This window comes from Pseudoxanthomonas sp. 97-1-1 (assembly GCF_057773125.1).
The window spans coordinates 1,154,343-1,180,762 of record NZ_JBYMTJ010000001.1 but is presented as its reverse complement, the minus strand read 5'-3'; the positions used below and the strand labels follow the sequence as shown (position 1 = coordinate 1,180,762).

The window sequence follows — 26,420 nt, the reverse complement described above, 5'->3', positions numbered from 1 at the left end:
CCGCGCATGTTCTCAAGAAAGAAAACATCGTCCCCTGACATCGACCGCGCCGTGGCGCAGGGCGTCAGTTTCGAGCTGACCCTCGCGGAGCGTGCACGCAAGAGCGAGCGTCGCGCATGGCTCGTGGCGTGGTCGGCCATCGTGATGTCGCTGATCCTGGCGGGCGGCTACTTCCTGTTCCTGCCGCTCAAGGAAAAGGTGCCGTACCTGGTGATGGCCGACCCGTACACCGGTACCGCGAGCGTGGCGCGGCTGACGGGAAATTTCCAGGATCGTGATGTCACCACCGAGGAAGCGATCAACAAGAGCAACGTGGCGCAGTTCGTCCTCGCCCGCGAATCCTACGATTCCGGCCTGATCGGTCAGCGCAACTGGCGAACGACCCTGGCGATGGCGGGACCTGCCGTCTCGCCTGCCTACATCGCGCTGCATTCGGAGAGCAACCCCGAGCGGCCGTTCCGCCTGTATGGCGCGTCCAGTTCCGTGCGCGCGCGGATCCTCAGTATCGTCCTGATCGGCGGCGCAGGTACTCGGCCCACCGGTGCGACGGTGCGTTTCCAGCGCAGCCTGTACGACAAGGGGCGTGGCCAGGTACAGCCGCTGGACAGCCGGATTGCGACGCTGGAGTTCACCTACAACCCCGACCTCCGCTTGAGCGAAGAGGACCGTCTGCTGAATCCACTGGGATTCCGCGTCACCAACTATCGCGTGGATGACGACTTCGCTGCCGCCAGCGTGCCGGAGCGGGAGTTCCCAGCACCGCCCGCCGTGCCGGTTCCACCTGCGCAGCCAGTGCCAGCACCGCCCGCCGAGCCTGCCGCCGCCGCGCTCGACGGAGCCGTTGCCCCCGCCAACGAGAACGACGTGTCGACGGCGCCGCAGCCCGCGGAGCAGTCGGAAACCCAGACTGGACCCGGAGTGCCCCAACGATGAGGTGGAAGGACGCGCTGCGTTTGGCTGTCATTGGCCTGCTGCTCACGACATGGCCGGCGATGGCGCAGGTGATCGAGGAGTACATCTACACGCCGGACAAGGTGTATCCGGTGCGCACGGGCCTCGGCATCACGACCCAGATCGAGCTTTCTCCGCATGAGGAGATCCTGGACTTCAGCACCGGTTTCAGCGGGGGCTGGGACATCAGCCGGCGCGGCAACGTGTTCTATCTGAAGCCGAAGAATGTCGACGTGGATACCAACCTGCTGGTGCGCACGGCGGCCCACGCCTACATCTTCGAGCTCAAGGTGGTGGCCACCGACTGGCGCGTGCTGGACCAGGCACGGGCGGCGGGCGTGCAGTACCGCATCAAGTTCGCCTATCCCGGCGACACCAGCTTTGCAGGTACGGTCAACAAGCCTCAGGAAGTCGCATCCGAGCTCAACACCGATGTCGAGCCGGGTCGCGCCTATCACTTCAACTACGACTACGCCCAGCGCAAGCGCGGGCCCACATGGCTCGTGCCGACGACGGTCTATGACGATCGCCGTTTCACCTACATCAGGATGGGGGACCGGACGCGTTTCCCCAGCGGCAATTTTCCCGTGGTGTTCGCGCGGGACAGCGAGGAGGGCGAAGAGTTCGTCGTCAACTCCACGGTGCAGGAAGACACCATCGTCGTGCATGGCACGTACCCCTACTTGGTCATCCGCCACGGCGACAACGTGGTGGGCCTGCGCAGGAGCCCGGAACGATGAACCAGACACCGCACGACCATCCGGACACGGGGCCTGAGCGCGCGGCGCCGCAGAGTCCCTATCAGACCGCGCGTCCCGCAGCAGATCCCGACCTGGATGCAAACGCACCCTACCTGCGCTCCGCTGACGTGCAGCGGCTCAACCGCAAGGCGTTGCTGTTCCTGGCCGGCATCATCGTGCTGCTGCTGCTCGTGGTGTTCTGGATTTTCAGTGGCGGGCTGTCCTCGAAGGAGGGTGAACCGCTGCAACCCAAGGGTGAGCAGGTGGTGATTCCCGCCGCGCCGCGTGACCTGCCCGAGTTGCCACCCGAGGCTGCGCCGGTGCCGGTCGAGCCTGACCTGCCACCGCTGCCGGTGGTGGACGATACGACGTCTTCGACGGGGCCGATGATGGCCATGCCGTCCGGAATGCCCGGGAGCCAGGAGCCGTCGTTGCGCGAACGCCGCATGCTCGACATGGCCAGCACGTTCGGAGACGGCGGCAACCCCGACGCTGTCGCGGGTGCCGGCGAGCAGGATGCTGGCATGGCGCAGTACGCGGCGCTGATGGGCCAGGCGCCTGCCGCGCCGCGCGAGCCGCCCGACGGCATGACCAGCGCCAAGCCGCTATACAACCCCAACACCCTGCTGATCCGCGGCACGTACATCCGCTGCGTGCTCGAATCGCGCGTCATCACCGACGTCCCGGGCTACACGTCCTGCGTGGTGACCGAGCCGGTGTACTCCGTCAACGGCAAGCGCCTGCTGCTGCCGCGTGGCTCGAAGGTGATGGGCAGCTACAACTCCGATGCCATCATCGGCGAGCGCGCGGCGATCGTATGGGACCGCATCACCACGCCCACGGGCATGGACGTCAACATGCGCAGCCCGGGTACCGACATGCTGGGCGCGGCCGGAAATCCCGGCCACTATTCCGCGCACTGGGCACAGCGCATCTCTTCCGCGCTGCTGATCAGCATGCTGAGCGATGCCTTCAAGTACGCCGGCGCCAAGCATGGTCCCCAGGAAACCTCGATCGTCAACGGCGCCGTCGTCCAGAACCCCTACGAGAGCAATACCGCCAGGACCATGGAGCGCCTGGCCAACATGGCGCTCGACCGCAACATGGCACGCCCGCCGACGGTGACGATAAACCAGGGCACCATCGTCAATGTCTACGTCGCCCGCGATGTCGACTTCTCTGCGGTGATGCGCTGACAGGCGGCACGATGGACACGCAGAACGAACCTCTCGCCCGCGTTTCGAACGAGTTCCTGGACTACCAGTACCAGGTGCTCGGGATCGGCGAGCACATGCACTCCTCGGATGTCACCGAGATCTGCATCAATCGCCCGGGGGAGCTCTACCTCGAAACGGCGCGTGCGGGCTGGCTGAAGGCCGACGTGCCGACGTTGACGTTCGAGCGGGCGCGGCAGTTCTGTACGTCGGTGGTCAACGAGAGCAACACGGGCCAGCGCATCACCGACATCGATCCGATGGTGTCGCTGACCTTCCCGACCGGCCAGCGCGCCCAGTTCGTGATTCCACCCGCCTGTGATGCCGGCAAGGTGTCGATCACCATCCGCTTGCCGGCGAAGTTCAGCAAGACCCTGGAGCAATACGAGCAGGATGGCTTCTTCGACGAGATCCTCGAGCAGCAACAGGCGCTTGGTGACCACGACCAGGAACTGCTGGAACTGCGCCGCAGCCGGAACTACGCGGAGTTCTTCCGGAAAGCGGTGCACTACCACAAGAACATCGTGGTGGCCGGCGCGACAGGTAGCGGCAAGACGACCTTCATGAAGTCGCTGGTGAACCACATCCCCGACCAGGAACGGCTGGTGACGATCGAGGATGCGCGCGAGCTGTTCATCCGCCAGCCGAACGTGGTGCATCTCCTCTATTCCAAGGGCGGCCAGAGCGCCAGCAATGTCACCGCCAAGAACTGCATGGAAGCCTGCCTGCGCATGAAGCCGGATCGCATCATCCTGGCGGAGTTACGCGGCGACGAGTCGTTCTACTTCATCCGCAATTGCGCTTCGGGCCACCCCGGTTCCATCACCAGCTGCCACGCGGGCAGCACGGCGCAGACGTGGGACCAGCTGGCGCTGATGGTGAAGGCGTCCTCCGAAGGCGCCGGGTTGGAGTTCGACGTGATCAAGCGTCTGCTGAAGATGACGATCGACATCGTCGTGCATATCAAGGCGCACGCCGGGCGCCGCTACATCACCGGCATCGATTTCGATCCCGCCCGCGCGCTGGCGTCCTGAAGGAGGAAGAACATGAACCCCCTGAACGCACTTCAAGGTTGGGCAACGCACGTGGGGCGTGATGGCGCCCCCGTCTCCTCTGTTGGCGAAGGAGGGGAGCGCTGATGCTGCCTGGCATGGAATTGATGGGATGCACGGGGCTGGCGGTTCCGCCCTCCGTGATGCAGCACGTCGTACAGGTTGAATCCTCGTTCAACCCCTATGCCATCGGTGTGGTGGGCGGGCGGCTGGCGCGGCAGCCACGCAATCTCCCGGAAGCGCTGTCGACTGCCCGCATGCTGGAGGACCGGGGCTACAACTTCTCCCTCGGGCTGGCGCAGGTCAACCGCTACAACCTAGCGCGGCAGGGCCTGGACAGCTACGAAAAAGCGTTCGACGTCTGTCCCAACCTGCAGGCGGGCTCGCGCATCCTGGCGGAGTGCTACTCCCGTTCCGGGAAGGACTGGGGCAAGGCGTTCAGCTGCTACTACTCCGGCAACTTCACCACCGGCTATCGGCACGGATACGTACAGAAAGTGTTCGCGTCCTGGCAACGCCAGGCTGGCGACGATGCCGCGCCCGCCATCCCGGTGATCGACCGCAGGACCACGGCGCAGCGCAGCACTGCCCCGCGTGCGCGCGCAGCGAGCGTGCCGTCGTCCCGCGTGGCGCGCCGCATCGAGGAGGCACGATCCGATCGGAGCGCCATGCCCGCTCCCGCCATGTCCGTGGCGAGCGCGTCCATGCCACTGCCCGCAGCCGCGCCCGCACCCACCACCCGCGTTGCGCCCGCGGTCGCGCAGCCGGCGGCCGACGCACCCGTGCTGGTGCAGGCCTATCACCAGAACACAGCCGCGACGCCATCGGCGCCGCAGGTCGTGCAGGCATCCGGGAGGGACGACGCTTTCGTCTTCTAGCAGTACCCGCCAGGGATGGCTTAACGGCACGCGAAAGTGCCACCCACCATTGCAACCACCATTTGGGGTCGACTATGAACAACATGCACGCCACTCAAGCCAAGCAGGCATCCACCGCCTTGATCGTGATGATCGTCGCGGCCATCGCGCTGGCGTATCCCGAACTCGCGCTTGCCCAGGACGTTACGGGCGCGCAGGGGCGCGTCACCAGCTTCTTCACCAACATCAACTCCCTGTTGAACGTGGCGTCCATCGCGATCGTCACCATCGCCGTGATCTTCGCGGGCTATCAGATCGCGTTCAACCACAAGCGCGTCGGTGATGTGGCGCCGGTGCTGATCGGCGGGTTCCTGATCGGTGCAGCTGCGCAGATCGCGAAAATGCTGCTGCCGGACGACGTTACCTCCACGGCGATGGCCGTCGGTCAGATGCTGACGCAGTATGCATAAGAACGTGCTGTTCAGGGGCTGCACACGCCCGCCCATGTTCATGGGGGTTCCCTACGTGCCCTTCACGATCGGGGCGGGCGGCTGCCTGCTGCTCACGTTCTACTTCAACATGTTCTTTCTGGCCCTGCTGCCGGTGGTCATCTTCATCATGCGGCAGATGGCACGCCGCGACGAGATGATCTTCCGGCTGCTGGGGCTGCGGTGGCAGTTCCGGACCAAGGTCCGGAACCTCCGCCATCACGAAGGCATGTGGGTGTTCACGCCCAACGCGTACCGCACGCGTTTCGACGAATCGATTCCGGACTGACTCATGCTCGCGCCCGACCTGTCCATCGCCGAGTTCATCCCACTGTCCGCCCACGTGTCGCCGCACGTGGTCAAGACCACGGGGGGCGATTTCCTGCTGACCTGGCGGCTGGACGGGCTGCCCTTCGTCGGGCGCGAGGAATGGGAACTGGAGCATCGCCACAACACGTTCAACCGAATGCTGCAGACGTTGCGCGCACCGGACTTCGTCAATGTTGCGTTCTGGGTGCACGACCTGCGGCGGCGCGGGCGGATCCGCTCGGGCGCGCGCTTTGGGCAGGCGTTCAACCAGGCGCTGTCCGACGGCTACTTCGACGGGCTGTCCGCACAGAAGATCATGCAGAACGAGCTGTACCTCACGATGATCTACCGGCCCATCGTGATGGGCAAGAAATTCGTCGAGAAGTCCGCGAACATCCCGCGCCTGCAGGCCGAGCAGGAGCAGTCCGTATCGAAGCTGATGGAGCTGGCCGGCAATGTGGAAGCTGTCCTGAAGGATTACGCGCCGATGCGGCTGGGCATGTACGAGTCCGACGCGGGCGGCGTGTTCTCAGAGACGCTGGAATTCTTCGGCTTCTTGCTCAATCGCATCTCGGAGCCGGTGCCGGTGCTGCGGGCGCCCCTCTACGACTACCTCGCCGTCAGCCGGCACATGTTCTCGTCCAAGACCGGCGACTTCGTGGTCAGCACACCGGACGGACAGAACCATTTCGGCGCGATCCTGAACATCAAGGAATACACCGACGGCACCTGGCCCGGCATCCTCAACGGCCTGAAATATCTCGACTTCGAGTACGTCATCACCCATTCGTTCAGCCCCATGGGGCGCCAGGACGCATTGAAGGTCTTGGACCGCACCAAGGGGATGATGATCTCGTCCGGGGACAAGGCGGTCAGCCAGATCGCAGAACTGGATGGCGCGATGGACCAGGTCGCGTCCGGCAACTTCGTGCTGGGCGAATACCACTTCATCATGACCTTGTATGCGGAGGACCAGTCCCGCCTTTCGCAGAACGTCGCGGTGGCCCGGGCGGAGCTGTCCAACGCCGGTTTCGTTTCCACCAAAGAGGACCTGGCGGTGTGCTCGTCCTTCTACTCGCAGCTGCCTGGCAACTGGCGCTACCGGACGCGGTTGGCGAACGTCAGTTCGTTGAACTTCCTGGGCCTGTCGCCGTTGCACAACTTCGCCACTGGCAAGCGGGACAACAATCCCTGGGGCGAATGCGTCACCGTACTGCAGACCACCAACGGCCAGCCCTACTATTTCAACTTCCACGCCACCCATCCCGCCGAGAACTCGCTGGGTGAGAAGGCCATCGCCAACACCATGGTCATCGGCAAGTCGGGTACCGGCAAGACGGCACTGATCAACTTCCTGCTCAGCCAGGTGCAGAAGTTCGACCCGGTGCCGACCATCTTCTTCTTCGATAAGGACCGCGGCGCCGAGATCTTCGTGCGCGCCTGCGGCGGCAACTATCTGGCGCTGGAGAATGGCCAGCCGACCGGCTTCAATCCGTTCCAGTGCGAACGCACGGATGCCAACGTGCAGTTCCTGGCGGGATTGATCAAGGTGCTGGCGGGCAAGACGCACTACACCGCCCGAGAGGACGAGGATGTCTTCCGCGCGGTAGAGGCCATGCTCGACATGCCGTTCCACCTGCGCTCGATGACCAATTTCCAGAAGAGCCTGCCCAATATGGGCGACGACGGTCTCTACGCGCGCCTGCGCAAATGGACGGCCGGGAATGCGCTGGGCTGGGTCTTCGACAATCCCATGGACACCATCGACCTTGGCCGGGCCAGTATCATCGGTTTCGACTACACGGATGTCATCGAGAATGCCGAGATACGCGTACCGGTGATCAACTACCTGCTCCATCGCTTGGAGGAACTGATCGATGGGCGCCCGCTCATCTACGTGATGGATGAGTTCTGGAAGATCCTCGACGGCGGCGGTGCGCTCAAGGATTTCGCCAAGAACAAGCAGAAGACGATCCGCAAGCAGAATGGCCTGGGCATCTTCGCCACCCAGAGCCCGGAGGATGCGCTGGCGAGCGACATTTCAGCCGCGCTGATCGAGCAGACCGCCACGCTGATCCTGTTGCCGAACCCGAATGCCTCCCGCGATGACTACATTGAGGGGTTGAAGCTGACTGATGCCGAGTTCCAGGTGATCAAGAGCCTGGACGAGCGCTCGCGCTGCTTCCTCGTCAAGCAGGGGCACGCATCAACGGTCTGCCAGCTCAACCTGCGCGGAATGGATGACGCGCTGGCAGTGATCTCGGCCAGCACCGACAACATCGAGATCATGCACCGCATCGTCGACGAAGAGGCTCAGCGCCTGGAGATCGACAAGGCCGACTTACTGCCGGAACAGTGGTTGCCGCGGTTCCAGCAGGAGCGGAAAGGCTCGCGAAGCCGCCGGGAAACGCCGGCCACTGCTTCCTCTACCGGCCGAGAAGGCCATCCCGACAGCCCGCGCCCCACGCGGCCCACCCACTCCAGCCTCCAACGCTGAGCGAAAAGCAGAGGGATCCACCATGAACAAGCCGACATCACAATGTTATGCCATCCCTGTCGCCCTGATCCTCTTTGCGATGGGGTTGGGCGCTGCGGAGAACGCGCAGGCGCAATGGCGCGTCATCGACAATGCGGCCAATACCAAGCTGCAGGACATGAACGGCCGCATCGGAACCACCAGTGCAACGGGCAATGGCAACGGCACGGTGAACGGCAACCTGCGCGAGCTTTACCAGCAGCAGGTGTTCGAGTCGTTCAATGGCAACAACGAGGACAGCAAGGCGGCGCCCGAGCCCGAGGAGAAACTCCAGCACGCCCGGCCAACACTGAGCGGTGCAAGCGTGAATGCCGACACCCGATGCCCGCAGCCCAGCGGGGGTGGCGCCGCGCAGCAGCAGTGGCAGTTGTGCCGGGAGATCGTCAACACGGAGCTGGCCAAGTACAACTACTCGCTGAAAATGTACGAGGTGACGACCCAGCGCCAGCGCTACCTGGACGAGCTCAAGCGCCAGCGTTCCGGGATACGTAGCCATGAAGTGGGCAAGCTGCAGGACAACACGAATCGTATTCTCTTGCTGATGTCCCAGATGGAGATCGATCGCCAGCAGCAGCAGACCTACATGGATGCCTATGTCGCACGTATTGCCTATCTTCAGGAAGCCAGCAAGACGATTGCGCAGCAGGCGCTTGAAGGAACGCGTAGTTCGACCGGCGGAATCGGTGGCGGGCTGGGCAGCATCATAGGCGGCGTCGCCGGCGCGGGCGCGCTGAAGCTCGCACTGGATGCTGCCCAGTCGCGCCGGCGTAATTGATTACGTACGGACAGGGCGTGATGAAGGGGGGCGTCATCAGGACGCGAAGGAACGAGCATGGTGGGTACAGATTCACTTGATAACGGTCTGGCGGTCCTGTTGCGCGGCATAGGCGCGCAACTGGAGGCCGTGGAGCGTTGGGCGTTCTTCCGGCTGGTCTTCGACTGGGTCGATGAGGAGATCAACATCTTCCGGGACAACCTGCTTGGCGAGATGGCCGAGTGGGTGGGCGGCATGGCCTTCGTCCTCCTCACGCTCTGGGTACTGCTCCAGGGCTATCGCATCGTCACCGGCCAGTCGCGGCAGTTCATGATGGAACTCGTGGTCAAGTCGTTGAAGTGGGTATTGATCATCACCGTGGCGACCACCTTTGCGATGGGCAGCAGCAACATCCATCGGTTGTTGACCGACGACATGCCGCGGACCATCAACCAGTTGGTGACCGGGGACGACGAGGGTCCGGAGGATTCCATCGATGACAACCTGCAGCAGATGGAACTGGCCATGGTGGCCATCGATGCGCTCTACACGAGCTTCGACGAGACCCTTCAGGAGGCGAAGAGCCGATCGATGTGGTTCACCGGCGTAGGCGTTGCCGGACCGTCCCTGATCGGCGGTGCGATCCTGCTGATGTACAAGATGGCGATGGCGTTGTTCGTGGGTCTCGGCCCATTCTTCATTCTCTGCCTGGGATTCGACCAGACCAAGAACATGTTCCAGAAGTGGCTCTGGTATGGCATCGGAACGATGTTCTCCCTGGCCGTTCTCAGCTTCACCGTCTCGATGATCTCCAAGCTGCTGGGTGCCGTTGCAATATCCTTCGTGGCCCAGTACGTCGCCGCCACAGCCGCGGGCGCCACACCTCAGGGCGTCAGCAGCATGGCGCTGCAACAAGGTGGGTTGGGTGTCCTGATGACGCTGTTCCTCGTGACGGTTCCGCCAATGGCGGCCGCGTTTTTCCAGGGCACCTTGGGCCACTTCAGTGCCTACACGCAGTTCGGCGTGGCGGGTGCCAACAGCGGCGGCAACCGTGCCGCGACAGACGGCAGCGGTCGGCCGGTGGTGGTGCCGCAGGCACCCGATGCGAGCATGGCCACGCAGACGGCGATAGCTGGCCGCGCGACACGGCCGATGGTGTCATGACGCCCAGCTCAGCCAAGTGAGGTGAACGATATGATCCTGCCCAGAGTTTTGCTGATGCTGATGGTCGCAGCCGTCGCCGGAACGGCGATCGCGCAGCCTTGCCCCCAAGGCATTCCGCAGGGCGCGCCGGGCTGCGTGCCGCCCAACCATCCCAATCTTCCTTCGAACGCGAATCAATCGAGCGAGCCGGTGCGCGCTTCCTGGCGCAAGACGTGGGGTGCGCTGGCGGCCGATCCAGATTCGACCTGGATTGGCTCTTCGACAGGGCATATCAGTCGTCGCGCGGCTGCGAAGGAGGCCGTCGACAAGTGCAAGGCGAAAGGAGGTCGATCCTGCGAAGTCATGCTTGCGTACGAGAACCAGTGCGCGGTCATTGCAGTACCTGCCGGCTATGGTGGCCCCATGCAGGTGATTTACCAGAGCGGCCCTACGATCGAGCGCGCGGGTCAGATCGCGTTTCCTCAGTGTGCTGCGCAGAACGGAGGTCGCCAGTGTGAATTGATGTACACGAACTGCACGGCACCTGTACTTGTTAAGTAGTGAGTCCATGGAGAAGTGGTCACGACAGCCCGCAGTAGTGGCTTGGCGATATCGTCAGAAGGATATTGAATGAAAGGCAGAAGGATCTTGTTTGTTGTCTCCTGTTGTCGGCTGGATGCGCATCCAGCTCTGCCAATATGGCGACCAACAGGTGGGTTGGACGGCCGACGAGCTGAACTTTCACGTCTTTTGGCCAACTTCGCGAGGTTCGGCAGCAGGGAGGCGTGCGGGAGGCGAGCGTATGGCGTTTCGAACGGTACGTGGACGAGGTTGTCCCGACCGGGAACGTCCTCGGCGGGGACGCGGGTGGGTGCCCGACGCTGTATGCAACGCCGGGTGTAAGGCGAGTCAAGTTTGCTTGCGATCTGACACTTGCAAGTGAGGATGGCAAGGTGGTGGATGCTCGCCCGAAGCCTATGGCAGGCGTTGGTCCGGCGATGGCGGGTGGTTGCGATGGGCATGGGATTTGAGATTCCCGGCCACCGTATTTATCAGCAGAGGAGTTGGCGATGGATGAGAGACCCATGGGGCGAAGTCGACCAACGAAGGCGGCCGTCATTCTCGTTCTCCTTTCTCAGACAGCCTGTAGTGGTGCCATGAACAATCAAGCCAGTCCCCAGTTCGCTGAAAACCCCTCTCCGCGCCAGGCCTATCGGCTGACGCTGCGCATCGAAGGCGCGCCTGGTCCGCTGGAGGTCGTGTCCAGCGCGGCCCAGTACGACGTGGTCAACCACGAATGCCTACCGCCGCCTAAAGAGAATCCTGGCGGACATTCCTCGCCCGTGCCCACGCATGACATCCCGTTCCGCCTCGAGCGCGTGTCCGACAGCGAGTACGCAGGCGTCTTCTACACCGACGGCATGGTCGATGCCGAGTATCACGGGCGCGGCGTGTGCAGGTGGGAGCTGATCCAGGCCCAGGTGCAGCTCCGGGCACCGGGTGAGGAGGGTGATACCCGCTTCGTAGCGAAGATCGCAGGCGACGAGCTGCCGCATGGCATGCCCAAGGCGTTCCATTACTGGAAAGCGCGCTATCCGAAGGAAACGGGATCGGAAGGCTATCGGGATTTCGGCCAACCGGATTTGCAGAAGGTGCCGGCGGAACAGCGCGATGATTTCTTCGGGATCGTGTTGACTGCGAAGGAGGCCTGACAATGGGACTCACCCCGCAGCAATACGCCCATCTGGCGGACCATAGCTACGACCGTGGCGGCCAGATGCGCGACCTGGTCAATAAGGACGTCGTGATCGGCGGCGATCGTTATCGCGTGATCGACTACGTCGACAATCCGCGGACAGGTTACCAGGGCACGATCTACCAGCACGAGGCCAGTGGTGCCGTCGTGGCTGCCCATCGCGGTACCGAGTTCGGACGGGAAGCGTTCCGCGACGGCGTGATCGCCGACGCCGGCATGGTATTCACCCGCACCAACAGCCAGGCGGCCGACGCGGTCGAGCTGACCCGTCGCGCGGTCGAGTACGCGGAGCGCCAAGGACGAGAGCCCGGCAGGACCGCGCCCGAGGTAACCGTCACGGGACACTCGCTGGGAGGAACTCTCGCGCAGGTGTCGGCACACCACTTCGATCTGCGTGGCGAGACGTTCAACGCTTACGGGGCCGCCAGCCTGGACCGGCGCATCCCGGAAGGAGGGGACCGCGTCACCAACCACGTGATGGCGGTCGACGCCGTCAGTTCCGCCAGCCCCCATTACGGCCAGGTGCGCAGGTACGCCACGCCGCAGGAGATCGAGACGCTGCACCGGACGGGCTACCACGACAATGTCGTACGCGACCTGCTGCAGCGTGACATGCCGTTGACTGCATCCGTCATGTCGGGCGGCTCGCACAGCATGCACAACTTCCTTCCGGTGGATGGCGATGGGAGGCCCGACCGGTCCGCGTTGGAAGATCCGAATGCGCGCCGACTCGCGGATGAACACCGCAGGATCATTGCCGACTACCGTGACGACGTCGGCGACCTGCGTCGCGGGGTCACTGCCGCATCCCGCGGACCCTTTGGCCTGGTGCTGGATGGCATCGATCGCATTCGTGGACCGTTGCCGGCGGGCGAGCCTGCGGCCCGTGAAGAGCGTCCACACACGGATCGTACGTCACAGGCCGACACACCGCTGCGCGTCGAGGGTGTGGGCGAGGCGACACGCCAGGCATGGCGATCGAACCCCGAAGTGGAGCGATTGTTGGCGGCGGCCGGTGGACGGGATCCCGCGGCCCTGCAATTGGCACAGAACGAATTGCAGGCCTCGGCTGCGGGCCAGGTGTGGCGTGAGCGGGTCGAAGCTCACCAGCGGGATTTTGCGGCCCAGGAGCGTACGCCGAACCTCCAGCAAACGGAGCAGCGGACGCCGGCGCAGATGGACGTCGCGCGCTGATCTTGGAACAACCAGGCGAGACACGTGTATCCATGTACTACGAGGAGCGTAGCCATGAAACCAGGCATCAAACTACTCATCCTGCTGGGCTTGCTGGTGTTGTTCGATCTCAGCGCCCAGTCCAGCGGCTACTACCAGCGCCTGTACTACCGCATGGACGATCCTTTCGTGTTCTGCACGCAGGGCCAGGACGTCAGGCGCAACCCGGCACCGTGCTGGAAGCCGATGCCTCCGTTCACGGGCGCCTACATGCTGATGCCCTATTGCCGGCCACCGAATCCCTACGGCAAGAACTGGACGCAGGACGACACGTTGTCCTTCCGGCAATACCTGAGCGTGTGTCCGCAGGCAATCACCTCCGGACGCTGGGAAGGCCCCGGACGGCCCGAGCACACGCCCATCAGCCACTGAGGCCCGGAGGCTCGCCCCGGGCTGCCGGCCCTCCTCTACCGAAGCCGCACACATGAGATTGCAACGCATGAAACAGCTCCCCTCCCTGTTCCTGGTCTTGATGGCAGCGACTGCCGGCGGCTGCGATGCGCAGGCGCCGCGAACCACGGATGCCGCGACCCAGGAAGCAGCCCCCCCGAAGAAGGATCAGGACATGTCAGAGCTGAAGCCGCCCTCCGCGGACAGCGTGTTGTATTTCATCTACCAGCGCGACGGCGACGGTGCGGTCAGTTACAAGATCGATGGCGGCGCCACCGTCAGCTACTGGTACGGCCACGAGTTCGATCTCGATGGCAAGCATTACTTCACCGGCTTCGGTGCCAAGACCCAGGGCGAGGGCCCGGACGGCGACGACGGCATGATGGATCCGGAGCACGTTGCCATTTCACAGGCGACCTTCACGCGCGTCGAGAAGGACGGCAAACAGGCATGGTCGAAGCCGGATACCGATGGCTATGTCGGGGAGTTCGGCAGGATGGGGCGGCCCGAGGAGATCGACGATTCGAGAAAGGCGCTCTCGTATGAAACCCGCGATGGACGCTACCTGCTTGCGGTGCCGACCCGCGATTTCACGGACGGCACCGACGTGCGCATGTTCAGCCTGTTCCTGTTCGACCCCGGCAGCGTCGACAAGCTGGGTTTCAGGCAATGGGGATATGTGGGCGGCATCCCGGTCAGCGAAGACAACAGCGCCGCGTGCGATGGCGGGCAGGTGATGCCCTGTGCTGCCGCCATCGGGACGCTGGCGTTCGAGCAGGCAGGCGATGGTCTGCCAAAGCTGAAGGTGTCGTCCAAGGGAACCACCATCGCGTCTCCCGGCAAGGTTCGCGAGATGACGGAGGCAGACAGCGTGATCTACACCTTCGACGAAACAAGCGGAAGCTACAAGCAGTAAGTCGATTTCCAGTTGACCGACATGCATCAGGCCCATGGAGGGGCCCGGTTGACGTCCTGCGACCCACGGGTCGCGTACATCAGCAAAGGAGCCAACGATGGCCAGTGAACACACGCGTGATCAGATCCTCGACATCATCGAACGACAAGCGCAGGCAAGCGGAATTCCCCGCGAGGATTTCCTGCGGTTCGCCTACATCGAGACCGGTGGACGCTTCAATCCCGATGCCAGCAATCCCAGCGGCGCGAAGGGACTCTTCCAGTTCATGCCAAGGACCGCGGAGCAGTACGGCATCGCGGGGCGCGAGTTCGACCCGGCGGCAAGCACGCGTGCTGCGGCCGAACTCTATGGCGACAATCTGGCGGACATCACCCGCAGGCAGTCGCGCAGCGGGCACGATTTCCTTTCCGGGCGCGAAACCCCCAGCGGGCTGGACCTGTATCTCGCCCACCAGCAGGGTGCCGCGGGCTACGCCTCCATCCAGAGCGCCATCGCGAACGGCGAGTTCACGCGCGACGACACGCGACGCAACATCCTCAACAACATCAGTGCGCGCGATGTGGAGCGTCTGACCGGCCACTCGGCCGCCGAGCTGCGCGGGCTCGACGATCGCGAGCTCGCGACCACGTTCTCGCAATACTGGAACGGCAAGTACGCCGCCATCGATATTCCGGAGCGCGGCATCCACGCCAGCCAGCCGGGTCCCGGTGCCCGCGAGCGGACGTTACCGTTGGCCGATGGCGTCTTGCAGAACGGCGAACGCGGCGACGACGTGCGTGCCTTGCAGACGTCGCTGAACCAGCTCGGGTTCCGCGACGGACAGGGCGCGCAACTGGAAACGGAGTCGGGCATCTACGGCGGCAAGACACAGGAAGCGGTCCGTGCCTTCCAGGCGGCTAACCAGCTTGAAGCCACGGGGACGGCCGACGCGCGAACGCGCGAGGCGATCGCGCAGCAACTTGCGTTGCCAGAACAGACGCGCAACCGCGCCCAGACGGGGGAAACGCAAGAGCGCGAGGGCGGGCTGGCCTGGCCCACGCCCGGCAATCGCGACATCAACGAAGCCGACAAGGCGCGCGAGGGGCGCGGCGAGTTCGGCACGCCACGCAGCGGTGGCCGGCGCCATGGCGGCATCGATATCCAGGGCGATGTCGGTGATCCCGTTGTGGCCGTTGCGAGCGGAACGGTGGTGGTGCGCCCGAACAACGGTGCGGCGGGTAATACCGTGCACGTGCGGCATGACGACGGCACGCTGACCAAGTACTTCCATCTGGATGAGTTCAGCGTGCGCAACGGTCAGCGCGTGGAAGCCGGGCAGCAGATCGGCACCATGGGCAGGACTGGCAATACGCCTGCCCAGGGCGATACACACCTGCACTTCGAGATGTGGCGGGACGGTCGGCAGGTCGATCCGATGCCGCACCTGCGTGGCGCCGAGCGCGACACGGCGGTACCCGCACGTCCGGCCGCGCCCGAGGCGTTGCGCGATGGGGCATCGGGCGCATCGGTGCGCGAATTGCAGCAGCAGCTCAATCAGCTCGGCTATCGGGGTGCCGACGGCAAGCCACTGGAGACCACATCCGGCAAATTCGGTCCCCAGACCGAGCACGCACTGCGCACGTTCCAGGCCGATCATGGATTGAAGGTGGATGGCGTTTACGGCGACCGTTCCCGCGAGGCCATCGCTGCCGCGACGCGTGATGTGGCTCGCAGTCCGGCGGAAGCGGGTGCCTCGCCCCAGGGGGGGCGCAGTGAAGATGCGCAACGCTCGTTCGTCGACCGCATGTTCTCCGCCATGCACGGCGGAGACGACCGCGCCATGCGCCAAGCCCTGGACGACTACCTGAAGACGCCCGCTGGCCAGGGATGGCAGAAGGAACAGGTCGTGACCGACCAGCAGGCGGCGCAGTCACGCGACCAGGCGGGCCCTTCCCGCTGACAGCGAGGCAGGATGGCGGATCGGGTCGCGTGCCCGGTCCGCCCTCTCGTGGAACGCGCCGGCATCGGGGACGGCTCAGGGCATCCGAACGCGGCCCATGTGGCGGCCGGCGCCCGGGTCATCCGCGCTCAGCGCTCCGCTGAAACGCAGCGGGGTGCCAGCCAAGGAAGGTACGGTCGCGCGCGTGGACTTCGGAGCGGTGGAAGGCGATGGTCGGTAGACGCCGCACGCATCCAGCGTGGCGCGCGCGGTGCGTGGCTTAGCGTCGCGGGCGCCAGCCCATCTCGCAGCGTTGGCAGTTCGGGTCCATCACCAGCGCGGTGATCCAGCCGATGGATGCGCCGAGCGGCGAGGGAGGCGAAGAGCAGTCCCGGCAGACCACGGGCACGGTCATGTTCGACGGACCAGCAGCAGGGACCTGGGAAGCATCGGTCGCGTTGGCGTTGACGCGCAGACTGGCTTCGAACGAGGGGCAGGAATAGCCCCGACGGATCGTCCGCCCGGCGACGTCATCGGCGTCGCCAGACTGTGCATTGCGGATATCGAGCAGATCTGGGGTTGCAGTCCCGACGGCGGCAGGCCTCGTCGGGCCGGCCGCACACCTGGCGGGGTCAGCGGGTACCGTACAGCACGACGGTCTTGCCGCGCGCATGCAGGGAGCCATCGGCCTGCAGCTTCTTCAGCACGCGTCCCGCCATCTCGCGCGAGCAGCCCACCAGGCGTGCCAGCTCCTGGCGAGAGACGCGCAGCTGGGTGCCTTGGGGGTGACTCATCGCTTCCGGCTCGCGAGCAAGGTCATGCAGGGTGCGTACGATCCGGTCGGTCACGTCGAGAAACGCGAGGCGGCTGGCCTTGCGGCTGGTGTCCAGCAGGCGCCGCGAGAGCTGCGCGCCGATCGCGTACAGCAGCTTGGGGGCATCGGCCGACAGCGTGCCCATGAACAACTGGTGCAGGCGTTCGTAGCTGATTTCGGCCAGTTCGCACTGGGTACGGGTGCGCAGGATCACCTCCCGACGGTCCGACTCGATGAACAGTCCCATCTCGCCGACGAACTCGCCGGAACCGAAGTAGCCAAGCACCAGCTCCCGGTCGTCGTCTTCCTCGGTGATGATGCTGACCGAGCCGCTGACCACGTAGTACAGCGTTCCTGCCGGGTCGCCGGGGCGGAAGACGTCGGCGCGGGCGGGGTAGCGCCGGCGGTGGCTGTGGGCCAGAAAGCGCTCAAGCGTGGCGTTGTCCGGCGTCAGGGGGCTGGCGGCGGGGCGAGCGGGGGCTGAAAGGGGGATGCCTGGGCTCATGATGGTCGCGGCTTGTAATTCCGGAAGCTTAGTCCGAATACGTAGCCGACGGCAAACGCAGGCCATGCAAGGGCTGGGCCAGTCCCGCGCCGGCCGGCCGACGGGTGGTGGCGGACATTTCGCTGTCACCCCATATGGCGCATAATCCGCCCCCTCATCCGACCCCCCCAGAGAGGGACCACCGCCGTGGTAAAACCCCTGCCTCGCCTGCGGCTGCAAGGCTTCAACAACCTCACCAAGGCGCTGAGCTTCAACATCTACGACGTGTGCTATGCCTCGTCCGAGGACGAGCGCCGCCGGTACATCGAGTACATCGACGAGGAGTACAACGCCGATCGCCTGACCCAGATCCTGACGGATGTGGCGGAGATCATCGGCGCCAACATCCTGAACGTGGCCCGCCAGGACTACGATCCGCAGGGTGCGTCGGTAACGATCCTCATCTCCGAGGAGCCGGTGATCGACAAGAAGGATGCAGGCAAGGAGATCATCTCCGATGCGGTGGTCGCGCACATGGACAAGTCCCACATCACGGTGCACACCTACCCGGAGACCCATCCGGACAACGGCATCGCGACGTTCCGTGCGGACATCGACGTGGCCACGTGCGGCGTGATCTCGCCGCTGAAGGCCCTGAACTACCTGATCGAAAGCCTGGAATCCGACATCGTCATCATGGATTACCGCGTGCGCGGCTTCACCCGCGACGTGAAGGGCAAGAAGCACTACATCGACCACAAGATCAATTCGATCCAGGATTTCCTGGCCAAGAACATCAAGTCGCGCTACGAGATGCTCGACGTGAACGTCTACCAGGAGAACATCTTCCACACGAAGATGCACCTGAAGGAGTTCGACCTCGACAACTACCTGTTCGAGGAGAAGGCCAAGAACCTGTCGTTCAAGGAGCGCATGAAGATCGAAGCGCGCCTGAGGCGGGAGATCGAAGAGCTGTATCACGGCCGCAACCTGCCGGAATGACGGGTTGCGTGCTGCCGCGGGTTACACCCGGTTGGGGTGGACCGCAGTAGCCTTGCCCTGAAAACAAGGCGGGACGACCCGCCCGCGGCGCGAGCCGCGCATCAGGACCGACGGCGGTCCGGAACGCAAGTTCCGGGCCGTTCTGCGTTATGGCCCGGGCATCGACCTGAGGAGGTGGCGTATGGCGTGGTTCTATCTGGTGTTGGCGGGCGTGCTGGAAGTGGTATGGGCCGTGGGACTGAAATACTCGGAGGGTTTCAGCCGGCTGTGGCCCAGCGTGGTGACGGGCGTGGCGATGGCGGCCAGTTTCTGGCTGCTGGCCGCGGCGCTGAAGCACATCCCGTTGGGAACGGGCTATGCGGTCTGGGTGGGCATTGGTGCCGTGGGCACGGCCTTCGTCGGCATGTGGCTGTTCAAGGAGCCGGCAACCGCGGCGCGGCTGGTCTGTGTGGGGCTGATCGTGGCCGGCATCATCGGCCTGAAACTGGCCACGCCGTCGTAGCGGCGCAGGGCGGGCTCAAGCCCGCCTTCCTGGCCTTGCCGACGATACTGCGGCCCGGAGAAGCGACGTCAGTGAGGATCGTCGGACGCGTGGACGTGGCGACGGTGCGCCTGGGCCCACCCTACAGCCGGTAAGCCACTGCCTTCATCAGCTTCGAGGCGCCCGCCATCAGGGTCGGGATGGGGGCTGGCAGGACGGTCGCGCCGGCCTCTTCGGCATGTTCGGCATGGCGGGCCTCGTCCGCCTTCATGACGGTCAGGATCTCGCGGCTGCGCAGGTCGGCAGGGGGGAGGGTTTCCAAGTGTTCGTCCAGGTGGGCTTCCACCTGGCGCTCGGTTTCGACGACGAAGCCCAGGCTCCAGCCGTCACCGCGCAGGCCTGCCAAGGCTCCCAGGGCATAGCTGCCGGCATACCACAGCGGGTTGAACAGGCTGGGGCGGCTGTCCAGCTCCCGCAGCCGGTCGGCGCACCAGGCCAGATGGTCGGTTTCTTCCTGGGCGGCCTCCATCAGGTGGGTGCGCGTCGCGGGGTCGCGGGCGACGGCGGCCTGTCCGAAGTACAGGCCCTGCGCGCACACCTCGCCGACATGGTTGATGCGCATCAGGCCGGCGGCATGACGCTGCTCGGCGGCATCGAGCGCAACCTCGGGGGTGTTGCCGGCCGGGTTGGGGCGATGGGCCGGCGGATTGCCGAAGACCGTGTCCAGGCCGCGCTGGGCTTCCACCAGCCAGTGGTCCAAGAGAGAGAAGGTCCGTGTGTTCATGCCGTCATTGTGCCGGCTCGCCGCACGGGCGTCTGCCGGTCCAGCGCGTGCCGGCAGGGACGCCCCGGCGACTTGCGCGTGGCGGCCTCGCCCCGTACAATCCCGCCTCTTCCGTTTCACCCTTCACAACGCGTGGCAAAGTTCCGCCGGGGTAACCGCGGAATCCGCCCGACCAGACACATGAGATCCACATGAGCACCTTTACCGCCAAGTCCGAGACCGTCCAGCGTGACTGGTACGTCGTCGACGCAGCAGGCAAGACCCTTGGTCGCCTGTCCACCGAGCTGGCCCGCCGCCTTCGCGGCAAGCACAAGCCCGTCTATACCCCTCACGTTGATACCGGCGACTATCTGGTCGTCATCAACGCCGAGAAGATCCATGTCACCGGCAACAAGCTGGCCGACAAGAAGTACCACCGCTTCACCGGCTACATCGGCAACCTGAAGACCGAGACTCTGGCGCAGGCGCTGGAGCGCCATCCGGAGCGCGTCATCGAAACCGCCGTCAAGGGCATGCTGCCGAAGGGCCCGCTGGGCCGCGACATGTATCGCAAGCTCAAGGTCTACGCCGGCCCGAATCATCCGCACGCCGCCCAGCAGCCGCAGGTCCTGGACATCTAATCATGGCTATCACTCAGAACTACGGCACCGGCCGTCGCAAGTCCTCCACCGCCCGCGTGTTCCTGCGCAAGGGCACCGGCAACATCACCGTCAACGACCGTCCGCTGGACGAATTCTTCGGCCGTGAGACCGCGCGCATGATCGTGCGCCAGCCGCTGGAGCTGACCAAGAACACCGAAAGCTTCGACATCAAGGTCACCACGACCGGCGGCGGCACCACCGGCCAGGCCGGCGCCATCCGCCTGGGCATCGCCCGCGCGCTGGTGGAGTACGACGAAACCCTGAAGAACGAGCTGCGCAAGGCGGGCTTCATGACCCGTGATGCGCGCGAAGTCGAGCGCAAGAAGGTCGGCCTGCACAAGGCGCGTCGCGCCACGCAGTTCTCCAAGCGCTAACAGACGCGCTACACTACGCGTCACTGGTTATACAGCCCCGTCGCCAAGCGGTAAGGCACCTGACTCTGACTCAGGCATTCGGTGGTTCGAATCCATCCGGGGCTGCCAACTCGAAGTCCACTGGACATCCGCAAAAGCCCGCCTCTGGCGGGTTTTTGCGTTGAGGGATCCCGCCCATGGTCGCCATGTTCCAACCCCCGTTCTGTCCGCCGGACGAGGCCCTGCGCCGCATGCAGGAGCGCGGCTACGTGGTGCTGGAGCCACGCGCCATGGCGGAGGCGACCGGCACCGGTCTCGATGCCCTCGACGAACTGCTTCCGAGTTGGGGGCGGCTGGAAGTGGACGAGTACCTGAAGGACGGCGGCCGTTACCGGCGCCGCCGGCATTCCTGCTTCATCGTCGACGCGGACGGGGTGCGCCAGGTGCCGCATCGCGCGCACTGGCAGTCGCTGGACTACAACGCCCTCCACGGCGGCATGCAACGCTGGTTCCAGCCGATCGAGCCTGCCGTCAGCGGTGCCATCGCCTGGCGGCAGCTGCTGTCGGGGCTTGCGCGATGGTGCTCCACGCTGAGGGGCGAACGGACCTGGTTCGTCGAGGCACACCAGTTCCGCATCGACACGACCGATGGCATCGGGCGGCCCACGCCGGAGGGCGCGCATCGCGATGGCGTGGACTTCGTCGCAGTGCTGCTGCTGGACCGCGAGGGCATCAAGGGCGGCGAGACCCGCGTGTTCGCCGCCGCCGGACCGGACGGCCAGCGTTTTACCCTGGAAGCGCCGTGGTCATTGCTGTTCCTCGACGACGAGCGAGTGATCCACGAGTCCACGCCGATCCAGCCGCTGGACGCGCAGGAGGGCCATCGCGATACGCTGGTGCTGACGTTCCGCCGGGACGGCTTCCAGGGTGAAGCGGGCGCAGGCTGATCGCGGCGCGTATTTCGTTACAATTGAAACCATGGCGCGTGGGCGCCGGCATCCTGGAGTTCCGATGAAGCTGGGTTCCCTGAAGGAAGGCGGTCGTGACGGCACGCTGGTGGTGGTGTCCCGCGATCTGGCGCGTGCCGTGCGCGCGACGGGCATCGCGTTGACGTTGCAGCAGGCGCTTGAGGACTGGAGCAACATCGCGCCGCGTCTCAATGCAGTCTACGAAGCACTGAATGCCGGCAACGTCGATGGCATGTTCGACGTGGACTTCCACGCGCTGGCGGCCCCGTTGCCGCGGGCCTACGAGTTCGTCGATGGCAGCGCCTATTTGCCGCACGTCGAACGCGTCCGCCGCGCCCGCAATGCCGAGGTACCGGCGAGCTTCTACACGGATCCGCTGATGTACCAGGCCACCAGCGCCGCCTTTCACGGCCCGCGCGATCCGGTGAAAGTGGTCAGCGAAGACTATGGCATCGATCTGGAAGCGGAGATCGTGGTCATCACCGACGACGTGCCGATGGCGGTCACGCCCGCTCAGGCAGCCGGCCACATCCAGTTGATCGGTCTGGTGAACGATGTGTCCTTGCGCAACCTGATCCCGGGCGAACTGGCGAAGGGTTTCGGCTTCCTGCAATCCAAGCCGCGCTCGGCGCTGTCACCGGTATTCGTGACCCCGGACGAACTGGACGATGCCTGGCGCGACAACAAGGTGCACCTGCCGCTGGTGACGCACATCAATGGCAACTGGTTCGGCGCACCCGAGGCCGGCGTGGACATGCAGTTCGATTTCGCCCAGCTGGTCGCGCACGCGGCCAAGACCCGGCCGCTGTCGGCGGGCACGATTGTCGGTTCCGGCACCATCGCCAACGAGGACACGTCCAGGGGCGCCTCGTGCTTTGCCGAGCAGCGCACCGTGGAGACCCTGCGTGACGGCAAGCCCTCGACGCCTTTCATGAAGTTCGGCGATCTGGTCCACATCGAGATGAAGGATCGTGACGGTCATTCCATTTTCGGTGTGATCGAGCAGAGGATCGAGCCGCAGCCCTTGCCTTGAAGGCGCGCGCGGGCCCAGTGTGAATACAGGAAGGCTCGAGGTGGACATGGACGCGTATTACAGGCAATCGAAGGGGCAAACCGCGGGAGGCGGCTTGCATGGCTGAGCAACTGCGGCTTTATTCCTATTGGCGCTCCAGTGCCGCCTACCGCGTGCGCATCGGCCTGAACCTCAAGGGGCTGGCGTACGAAACGGTGCCCGTGCACCTGGTCCGTGAGGGCGGGCAGCAGCACAAGCCGGATTACGTGGCCAAGAACCCCCAGCACATGGTGCCCACCCTGCAGCACGGGGAGCGCGTTATCCGCCAGTCGCTGGCGATCCTCGAGTATCTCGACGAAGCCTGGCCTTCACCGCGGCTGCTGCCCATGACGGCACGCGACCGCGCCCGCGTGCGTGCATTGGCGCAGATGGTCGCCTGCGACATCCACCCGCTCAACAACCTGCGCGTGCTGCAGTATTTCGACGGCACCTGGAACGTGCCGCAGTCCGAACGGGACGAGTGGGTCAAACACTGGATCATCGAAGGATTTGCCGCGGTCGAATCGCTGCTCGCCGAGGACTCCGCGACCGGCGCCTACTGCCATGGGCAGACGCCGGGACTGGCGGATTGCTGCCTGGTGCCGCAGGTGTTCAATGCGCGTCGCTTCGGCGTGGACATGGCCGCGTTCCCGACCATCGTCCGTATCGAACAGGCTTGCCTGGCGTTGCCCGCATTCGACCAGGCGCGTCCCGAAAGCCAGCCTGACGCAAATGCCTGAATGAAAAAGGGCGGAGAACTCCGCCCTTTGGGATGCTTCTTCGCAGGCTATGGTGCCGTCAGCCGAAGCCGTGGGTGATGCGCGGCGAGCTTCCCGACGTGTCGTAGTCGGCGTAGGGGTCATGCTCGCCCTTGCTGCCTTCGGACAGACGGAACTTCAGCGCCAGGCCATCACGCGAGTCGGCGGCACGCAGCGCTTCCTCTTGCTCGATCTGGCCTTCCTTGACCATGCGGAACAGGCACTGGTCGAAGGTTTCCATGCCTTCCTCCAGCGACTCCTCCATGGCCTGCTTGATCTCGTGCACCTGGCCGCGGCGCAGCAGGTCGCGGATCATCGGCGTGTTGATCAGCACTTCGGCGGCCGGCATGCGACGACCGTCGGTACCTTTCACCAGGCGCTGCGACACCACGGCGCGCAGGTTCAGCGCCAGGTTCATCAGCACGTTCTTGTGCGCGCTTTCCGGGAAGAAGTTCAGGATGCGCTCGATGGTCTGGTCGGCGTTGTTGGAGTGCAGCGTGGCCAGGCACAGGTGGCCGGTCTCGGCGAAGGCGATCGCGGCCTCCATCGTGGTGGCGTCGAGGATTTCGCCGATCAGGATGACGTCCGGCGCCTCGCGCATCGCGTTCTTCAGCGCGTTGTGGAAGGCGTGCGTGTCCAGGCCCACTTCGCGCTGGTTGACGATCGACTGCTTGTGCTTGTGCAGGTACTCGATCGGATCCTCGATGGTGAGGATGTGGCCGGTGCTGGTGGTGTTGCGGTAGTCGATCATCGATGCCAGCGACGTCGACTTGCCCGAACCGGTGGAGCCGACGATCAGCACCAGCCCGCGCGGGGTCATGATGATGTCCTTCAGCACCGGAGGCAGGTTCAGCTCTTCGATGGTCGGGATCACGCTGCGGATCGCGCGGATCACCATGCCCACCTCGCCGCGTTGCTTGAACACGTTGACGCGGAAGCGCCCCGCATCCTGCAGGGCGATGGCCATGTTGAGCTCCAGTTCGCGCTCGAACACGGGCACCTGGCCCTCGTCCATCAGCGAATAGGCGATCTTCTTCACCATGCCCGGCGGCAGGCCGGTATTGCCCAAGGGATAGAGCTTGCCCTCGATCTTGATGTACACCGGCGCCCCGGTGGTGAGAAACATGTCCGAGGCGTTCTTCTCGGTCATCAGCTTCAGGAAATAGCCGATGTCCATGTGCAAAGCTCCCAAGATGCGCGGCGCGACGTTGCAACGGCGCCAAAGGCTTCCGACAATGGCCGCGCGCACCCCTCAACGTCACGGCACCCCAATGACAGTTAGCTTCTCACACTTCCGCTGGCCCCTGCATGTGATGGCGGCCGCAGTAGCAACACTGGCCTTGGCCGGCGAACCGGCTCGCGCCCAGAGCGCAGCGCCCCCGGAACTGGAAGCCGCCGTGCAGGCGGTGCAGCGCGCGGACCAGGCGGATGCCGACCAGTACGCCCCGCAACCGCTGGAGGCAGCGCGGCAGGCGTTGGCGCAGGCGCAGGCCGCACACGCTGCGCGGGACAAGAAGGACGCATTGGACCTGGCCCTGCGGGCCACGGTGGATGCCGATCTTGCGCGCGCGCGCAGCCTGGAAGCCGTGGCGACGGCCGAAGTCGCGCAACGGAAGGCGGAGATCGCCGACCTCCAGCGCCAGATCGGCGCGGAGGGTGGGCGATGAAGGCGTCTCGCAAGGCGACCCGTGCCGGCATGCTGGGGCTGATGCTGATGCTGGGCTCCAACACCGCGTCAGCGGCTGACAATCCCGTGGTCGTGCAGCTCAACCAGCGGTTGTCTGCGCTGCATGCCGATCCGGCGCTTGGGGAACTGGCGGCCTACGAGAAGTTGCAGGCACAACACGCCATCACCGCCTTCGACAAGGCGCGTCGCAGTCAGCGCGAGACTGCCCAGTACGTGGCGGAACGCCGGGTGGAGATCGCGGAGATCGCCGCACGCACCCAGGCGGCCCGTCGTGAAGTGGACCGGTTGGACCGGACCCGCAGCGAGTTGCTGGTGGAAGCGAGTCGCCGCGAAGCGGAGCGCGCGCGCCGGGAGGCAGAGCGCCTGCGCGTGCAGGCGCAGATCCAGGCCGAGGAAACTGAACGCCTCCGCATGGCTGCCGAGGCCGAGGCACTGGCGCGCCAGGAAGCGGAGATCACGCTGGATACCGTCGCGGGCCAGCAGGCGAACCGGCTGAGTGCGGCCCGTCAGCGCGAACTGAAACTGGCGCGCGAGGAGGCGGAACTGGTCTCGGGTGCCAAGCTGCCGCCTTCTAAGTTCGAAACCCGTGGTGAGGTCTTCACCCTGGGCGCCGACGTCTTCGCTGCCAATTCGGCGAAGCTGTCCGCCGGGGGCGCGTCGAGTGCTGCCGCGCTCGCCGCCTACCTGCAGGCCAACCCCAAGGCCCGGGCCCGCATCGACGGTTACGGGGACAAGCAGACGCCCGGACAGCGCCGGGCTGATGTGCTGCGAGATGCGCTGATGGCGGCCGGTGTAGCGAAATCACGCCTGCAGAGCGCAGGCAAGGGCACCGGCAGCAAGGCCCGCGCGCTGGAAGTCGTCGTCACGCATTGATAACCCCATGTAAATCATGGGGTTATACGAGGTTGCAAGGCTCCGGAGAGGCTGGGCTGAATCCTGTTCTTACGGGCTGAATCCTGCCGGATCAACCACTTGCAACGGGCCTTGTCGGGCCCGGCAGTGAGGAGTAGGGTCGTATACCCAAGCGATCCCGTCGCTTGGCTCACCGGAGAATCGACCCGATGACGCCCGTACCGATCCCGCAGGAGACCGCCGCCGGCAGCCAGGCCGCAGCGGGTATTCCGGTGGGAAGTGCCCGCG

28 protein-coding genes and 1 tRNA gene are annotated in these 26,420 nt (G+C 64.9%); 26 read left to right on the top strand and 3 right to left on the bottom strand.

Going from position 1 to position 26,420, the window contains the following annotated elements:
• Window positions 1-6: 6 nt before the first annotated feature.
• The 16 genes from AC3DET_RS05635 (at window position 7) to AC3DET_RS05560 (ending at window position 16,278) form a co-directional block, all read left to right on the top strand.
• On the top strand, window positions 7-933 hold the full coding sequence (locus tag AC3DET_RS05635; protein WP_488390967.1) for a VirB8 family type IV secretion system protein: 927 nt from the start codon (window positions 7-9) through the stop codon (window positions 931-933).
• Window positions 930-1,691 carry a TrbG/VirB9 family P-type conjugative transfer protein gene (locus AC3DET_RS05630; RefSeq protein WP_488390966.1) on the top strand — a complete coding sequence of 254 codons (762 nt, stop codon included), beginning with the start codon at window positions 930-932 and terminating at the stop codon, window positions 1,689-1,691. Before AC3DET_RS05635 ends, AC3DET_RS05630 begins: the two co-directional genes overlap by 4 nt.
• Entirely contained in the window at window positions 1,688-2,887 is a 1,200-nt protein-coding gene (locus AC3DET_RS05625) for a TrbI/VirB10 family protein (protein WP_446537804.1), read from the top strand. Before AC3DET_RS05630 ends, AC3DET_RS05625 begins: the two co-directional genes overlap by 4 nt.
• 11 nt (window positions 2,888-2,898) lie before the next feature.
• A complete protein-coding gene (gene virB11 / locus AC3DET_RS05620; RefSeq protein WP_488390965.1) occupies window positions 2,899-3,939 on the top strand; it encodes a P-type DNA transfer ATPase VirB11 in 1,041 nt (346 codons plus the stop codon).
• 116 nt (window positions 3,940-4,055) lie between these two features.
• On the top strand, window positions 4,056-4,835 hold the full coding sequence (locus AC3DET_RS05615) for a lytic transglycosylase domain-containing protein (protein WP_488391173.1): 780 nt from the start codon (window positions 4,056-4,058) through the stop codon (window positions 4,833-4,835).
• Window positions 4,836-4,918: 83 nt separating this feature from the next.
• Window positions 4,919-5,284 (top strand): TrbC/VirB2 family protein, encoded by a 366-nt coding sequence (locus AC3DET_RS05610; protein WP_225590780.1) that lies wholly within the window; start codon window positions 4,919-4,921, stop codon window positions 5,282-5,284.
• Entirely contained in the window at window positions 5,277-5,591 is a 315-nt protein-coding gene (locus tag AC3DET_RS05605; RefSeq protein WP_142123391.1) for a VirB3 family type IV secretion system protein, read from the top strand. The genes AC3DET_RS05610 and AC3DET_RS05605 overlap by 8 nt, the downstream gene beginning before the upstream one ends.
• A gap of 3 nt (window positions 5,592-5,594) precedes the next feature.
• Window positions 5,595-8,108: a VirB4 family type IV secretion/conjugal transfer ATPase gene (locus AC3DET_RS05600; protein WP_446537801.1), complete on the top strand. Its 2,514-nt coding sequence runs from the start codon at window positions 5,595-5,597 to the stop codon at window positions 8,106-8,108.
• A gap of 22 nt (window positions 8,109-8,130) precedes the next feature.
• Window positions 8,131-8,922, top strand: coding sequence for a hypothetical protein (locus AC3DET_RS05595; RefSeq protein ID WP_488390964.1), 792 nt, complete (start codon window positions 8,131-8,133; stop codon window positions 8,920-8,922).
• 57 nt (window positions 8,923-8,979) lie between these two features.
• Complete coding sequence (locus AC3DET_RS05590; protein WP_488390963.1) at window positions 8,980-10,065, top strand: TrbL/VirB6 family protein; 1,086 nt, start codon at window positions 8,980-8,982, stop codon at window positions 10,063-10,065.
• A 30-nt stretch (window positions 10,066-10,095) separates the two neighbouring features.
• Window positions 10,096-10,605, top strand: coding sequence for a DUF4189 domain-containing protein (locus AC3DET_RS05585; protein ID WP_488391172.1), 510 nt, complete (start codon window positions 10,096-10,098; stop codon window positions 10,603-10,605).
• Between the two features lie 509 nt (window positions 10,606-11,114).
• Window positions 11,115-11,756: a hypothetical protein gene (locus AC3DET_RS05580; RefSeq protein ID WP_488390962.1), complete on the top strand. Its 642-nt coding sequence runs from the start codon at window positions 11,115-11,117 to the stop codon at window positions 11,754-11,756.
• A gap of 2 nt (window positions 11,757-11,758) precedes the next feature.
• Window positions 11,759-12,994 carry a Tle-like phospholipase domain-containing protein gene (locus AC3DET_RS05575; protein ID WP_488390961.1) on the top strand — a complete coding sequence of 412 codons (1,236 nt, stop codon included), beginning with the start codon at window positions 11,759-11,761 and terminating at the stop codon, window positions 12,992-12,994.
• Window positions 12,995-13,048: 54 nt separating this feature from the next.
• A complete protein-coding gene (locus AC3DET_RS05570; RefSeq protein WP_488390960.1) occupies window positions 13,049-13,405 on the top strand; it encodes a hypothetical protein in 357 nt (118 codons plus the stop codon).
• A gap of 193 nt (window positions 13,406-13,598) precedes the next feature.
• The gene (locus AC3DET_RS05565; protein WP_488390959.1) at window positions 13,599-14,339 is read left to right on the top strand and encodes a hypothetical protein; all 741 of its coding nucleotides are present in this window, start codon (window positions 13,599-13,601) and stop codon (window positions 14,337-14,339) included.
• Between the two features lie 97 nt (window positions 14,340-14,436).
• Window positions 14,437-16,278 (top strand): peptidoglycan-binding protein, encoded by a 1,842-nt coding sequence (locus tag AC3DET_RS05560; RefSeq protein ID WP_488390958.1) that lies wholly within the window; start codon window positions 14,437-14,439, stop codon window positions 16,276-16,278.
• Between the two features lie 611 nt (window positions 16,279-16,889).
• On the opposite strand, the gene crp is transcribed toward AC3DET_RS05560, so the two are convergent.
• Window positions 16,890-17,576 carry a cAMP-activated global transcriptional regulator CRP gene (crp, locus tag AC3DET_RS05555; protein WP_225590783.1) on the bottom strand — a complete coding sequence of 229 codons (687 nt, stop codon included), beginning with the start codon at window positions 17,574-17,576 and terminating at the stop codon, window positions 16,890-16,892.
• A gap of 186 nt (window positions 17,577-17,762) precedes the next feature.
• Between crp and speD the strand changes: the two genes are divergently transcribed.
• Together speD and sugE are read left to right on the top strand one after the other, a co-directional pair.
• Window positions 17,763-18,557 (top strand): adenosylmethionine decarboxylase, encoded by a 795-nt coding sequence (gene speD, locus AC3DET_RS05550; RefSeq protein WP_310161971.1) that lies wholly within the window; start codon window positions 17,763-17,765, stop codon window positions 18,555-18,557.
• Between the two features lie 181 nt (window positions 18,558-18,738).
• Window positions 18,739-19,059 (top strand): quaternary ammonium compound efflux SMR transporter SugE, encoded by a 321-nt coding sequence (gene sugE, locus AC3DET_RS05545; protein WP_192200188.1) that lies wholly within the window; start codon window positions 18,739-18,741, stop codon window positions 19,057-19,059.
• A 121-nt stretch (window positions 19,060-19,180) separates the two neighbouring features.
• On the opposite strand, the gene coq7 is transcribed toward sugE, so the two are convergent.
• A complete protein-coding gene (coq7, locus tag AC3DET_RS05540) occupies window positions 19,181-19,822 on the bottom strand; it encodes a 2-polyprenyl-3-methyl-6-methoxy-1,4-benzoquinone monooxygenase (RefSeq protein ID WP_488390957.1) in 642 nt (213 codons plus the stop codon).
• A gap of 191 nt (window positions 19,823-20,013) precedes the next feature.
• Here coq7 and rplM point away from each other — a divergent pair, with 191 nt between their 5' ends.
• From rplM to maiA, 6 genes are all read left to right on the top strand, one after another.
• On the top strand, window positions 20,014-20,442 hold the full coding sequence (rplM, locus tag AC3DET_RS05535; protein WP_055936916.1) for a 50S ribosomal protein L13: 429 nt from the start codon (window positions 20,014-20,016) through the stop codon (window positions 20,440-20,442).
• A 2-nt stretch (window positions 20,443-20,444) separates the two neighbouring features.
• Window positions 20,445-20,837: a 30S ribosomal protein S9 gene (rpsI, locus tag AC3DET_RS05530; protein WP_192200190.1), complete on the top strand. Its 393-nt coding sequence runs from the start codon at window positions 20,445-20,447 to the stop codon at window positions 20,835-20,837.
• Between the two features lie 33 nt (window positions 20,838-20,870).
• A tRNA-Gln gene (locus tag AC3DET_RS05525) sits at window positions 20,871-20,945 on the top strand.
• A gap of 68 nt (window positions 20,946-21,013) precedes the next feature.
• Window positions 21,014-21,763, top strand: coding sequence for a 2OG-Fe dioxygenase family protein (locus AC3DET_RS05520; protein WP_488390956.1), 750 nt, complete (start codon window positions 21,014-21,016; stop codon window positions 21,761-21,763).
• A 64-nt stretch (window positions 21,764-21,827) separates the two neighbouring features.
• Window positions 21,828-22,817: a fumarylacetoacetate hydrolase family protein gene (locus tag AC3DET_RS05515; protein WP_192200191.1), complete on the top strand. Its 990-nt coding sequence runs from the start codon at window positions 21,828-21,830 to the stop codon at window positions 22,815-22,817.
• 98 nt (window positions 22,818-22,915) lie between these two features.
• Window positions 22,916-23,575 (top strand): maleylacetoacetate isomerase, encoded by a 660-nt coding sequence (maiA, locus tag AC3DET_RS05510; RefSeq protein WP_192200192.1) that lies wholly within the window; start codon window positions 22,916-22,918, stop codon window positions 23,573-23,575.
• A 58-nt stretch (window positions 23,576-23,633) separates the two neighbouring features.
• Here maiA and AC3DET_RS05505 read toward each other — a convergent pair whose 3' ends face one another.
• The gene (locus AC3DET_RS05505) at window positions 23,634-24,770 is read right to left on the bottom strand and encodes a PilT/PilU family type 4a pilus ATPase (protein WP_192200193.1); all 1,137 of its coding nucleotides are present in this window, start codon (window positions 24,768-24,770) and stop codon (window positions 23,634-23,636) included.
• 94 nt (window positions 24,771-24,864) lie between these two features.
• Here AC3DET_RS05505 and AC3DET_RS05500 point away from each other — a divergent pair, with 94 nt between their 5' ends.
• Together AC3DET_RS05500 and AC3DET_RS05495 are read left to right on the top strand one after the other, a co-directional pair.
• Window positions 24,865-25,260: a DUF4398 domain-containing protein gene (locus AC3DET_RS05500; protein WP_337730619.1), complete on the top strand. Its 396-nt coding sequence runs from the start codon at window positions 24,865-24,867 to the stop codon at window positions 25,258-25,260.
• The gene (locus AC3DET_RS05495) at window positions 25,257-26,153 is read left to right on the top strand and encodes an OmpA family protein (protein ID WP_488390955.1); all 897 of its coding nucleotides are present in this window, start codon (window positions 25,257-25,259) and stop codon (window positions 26,151-26,153) included. Before AC3DET_RS05500 ends, AC3DET_RS05495 begins: the two co-directional genes overlap by 4 nt.
• Window positions 26,154-26,420: the final 267 nt, after the last annotated feature.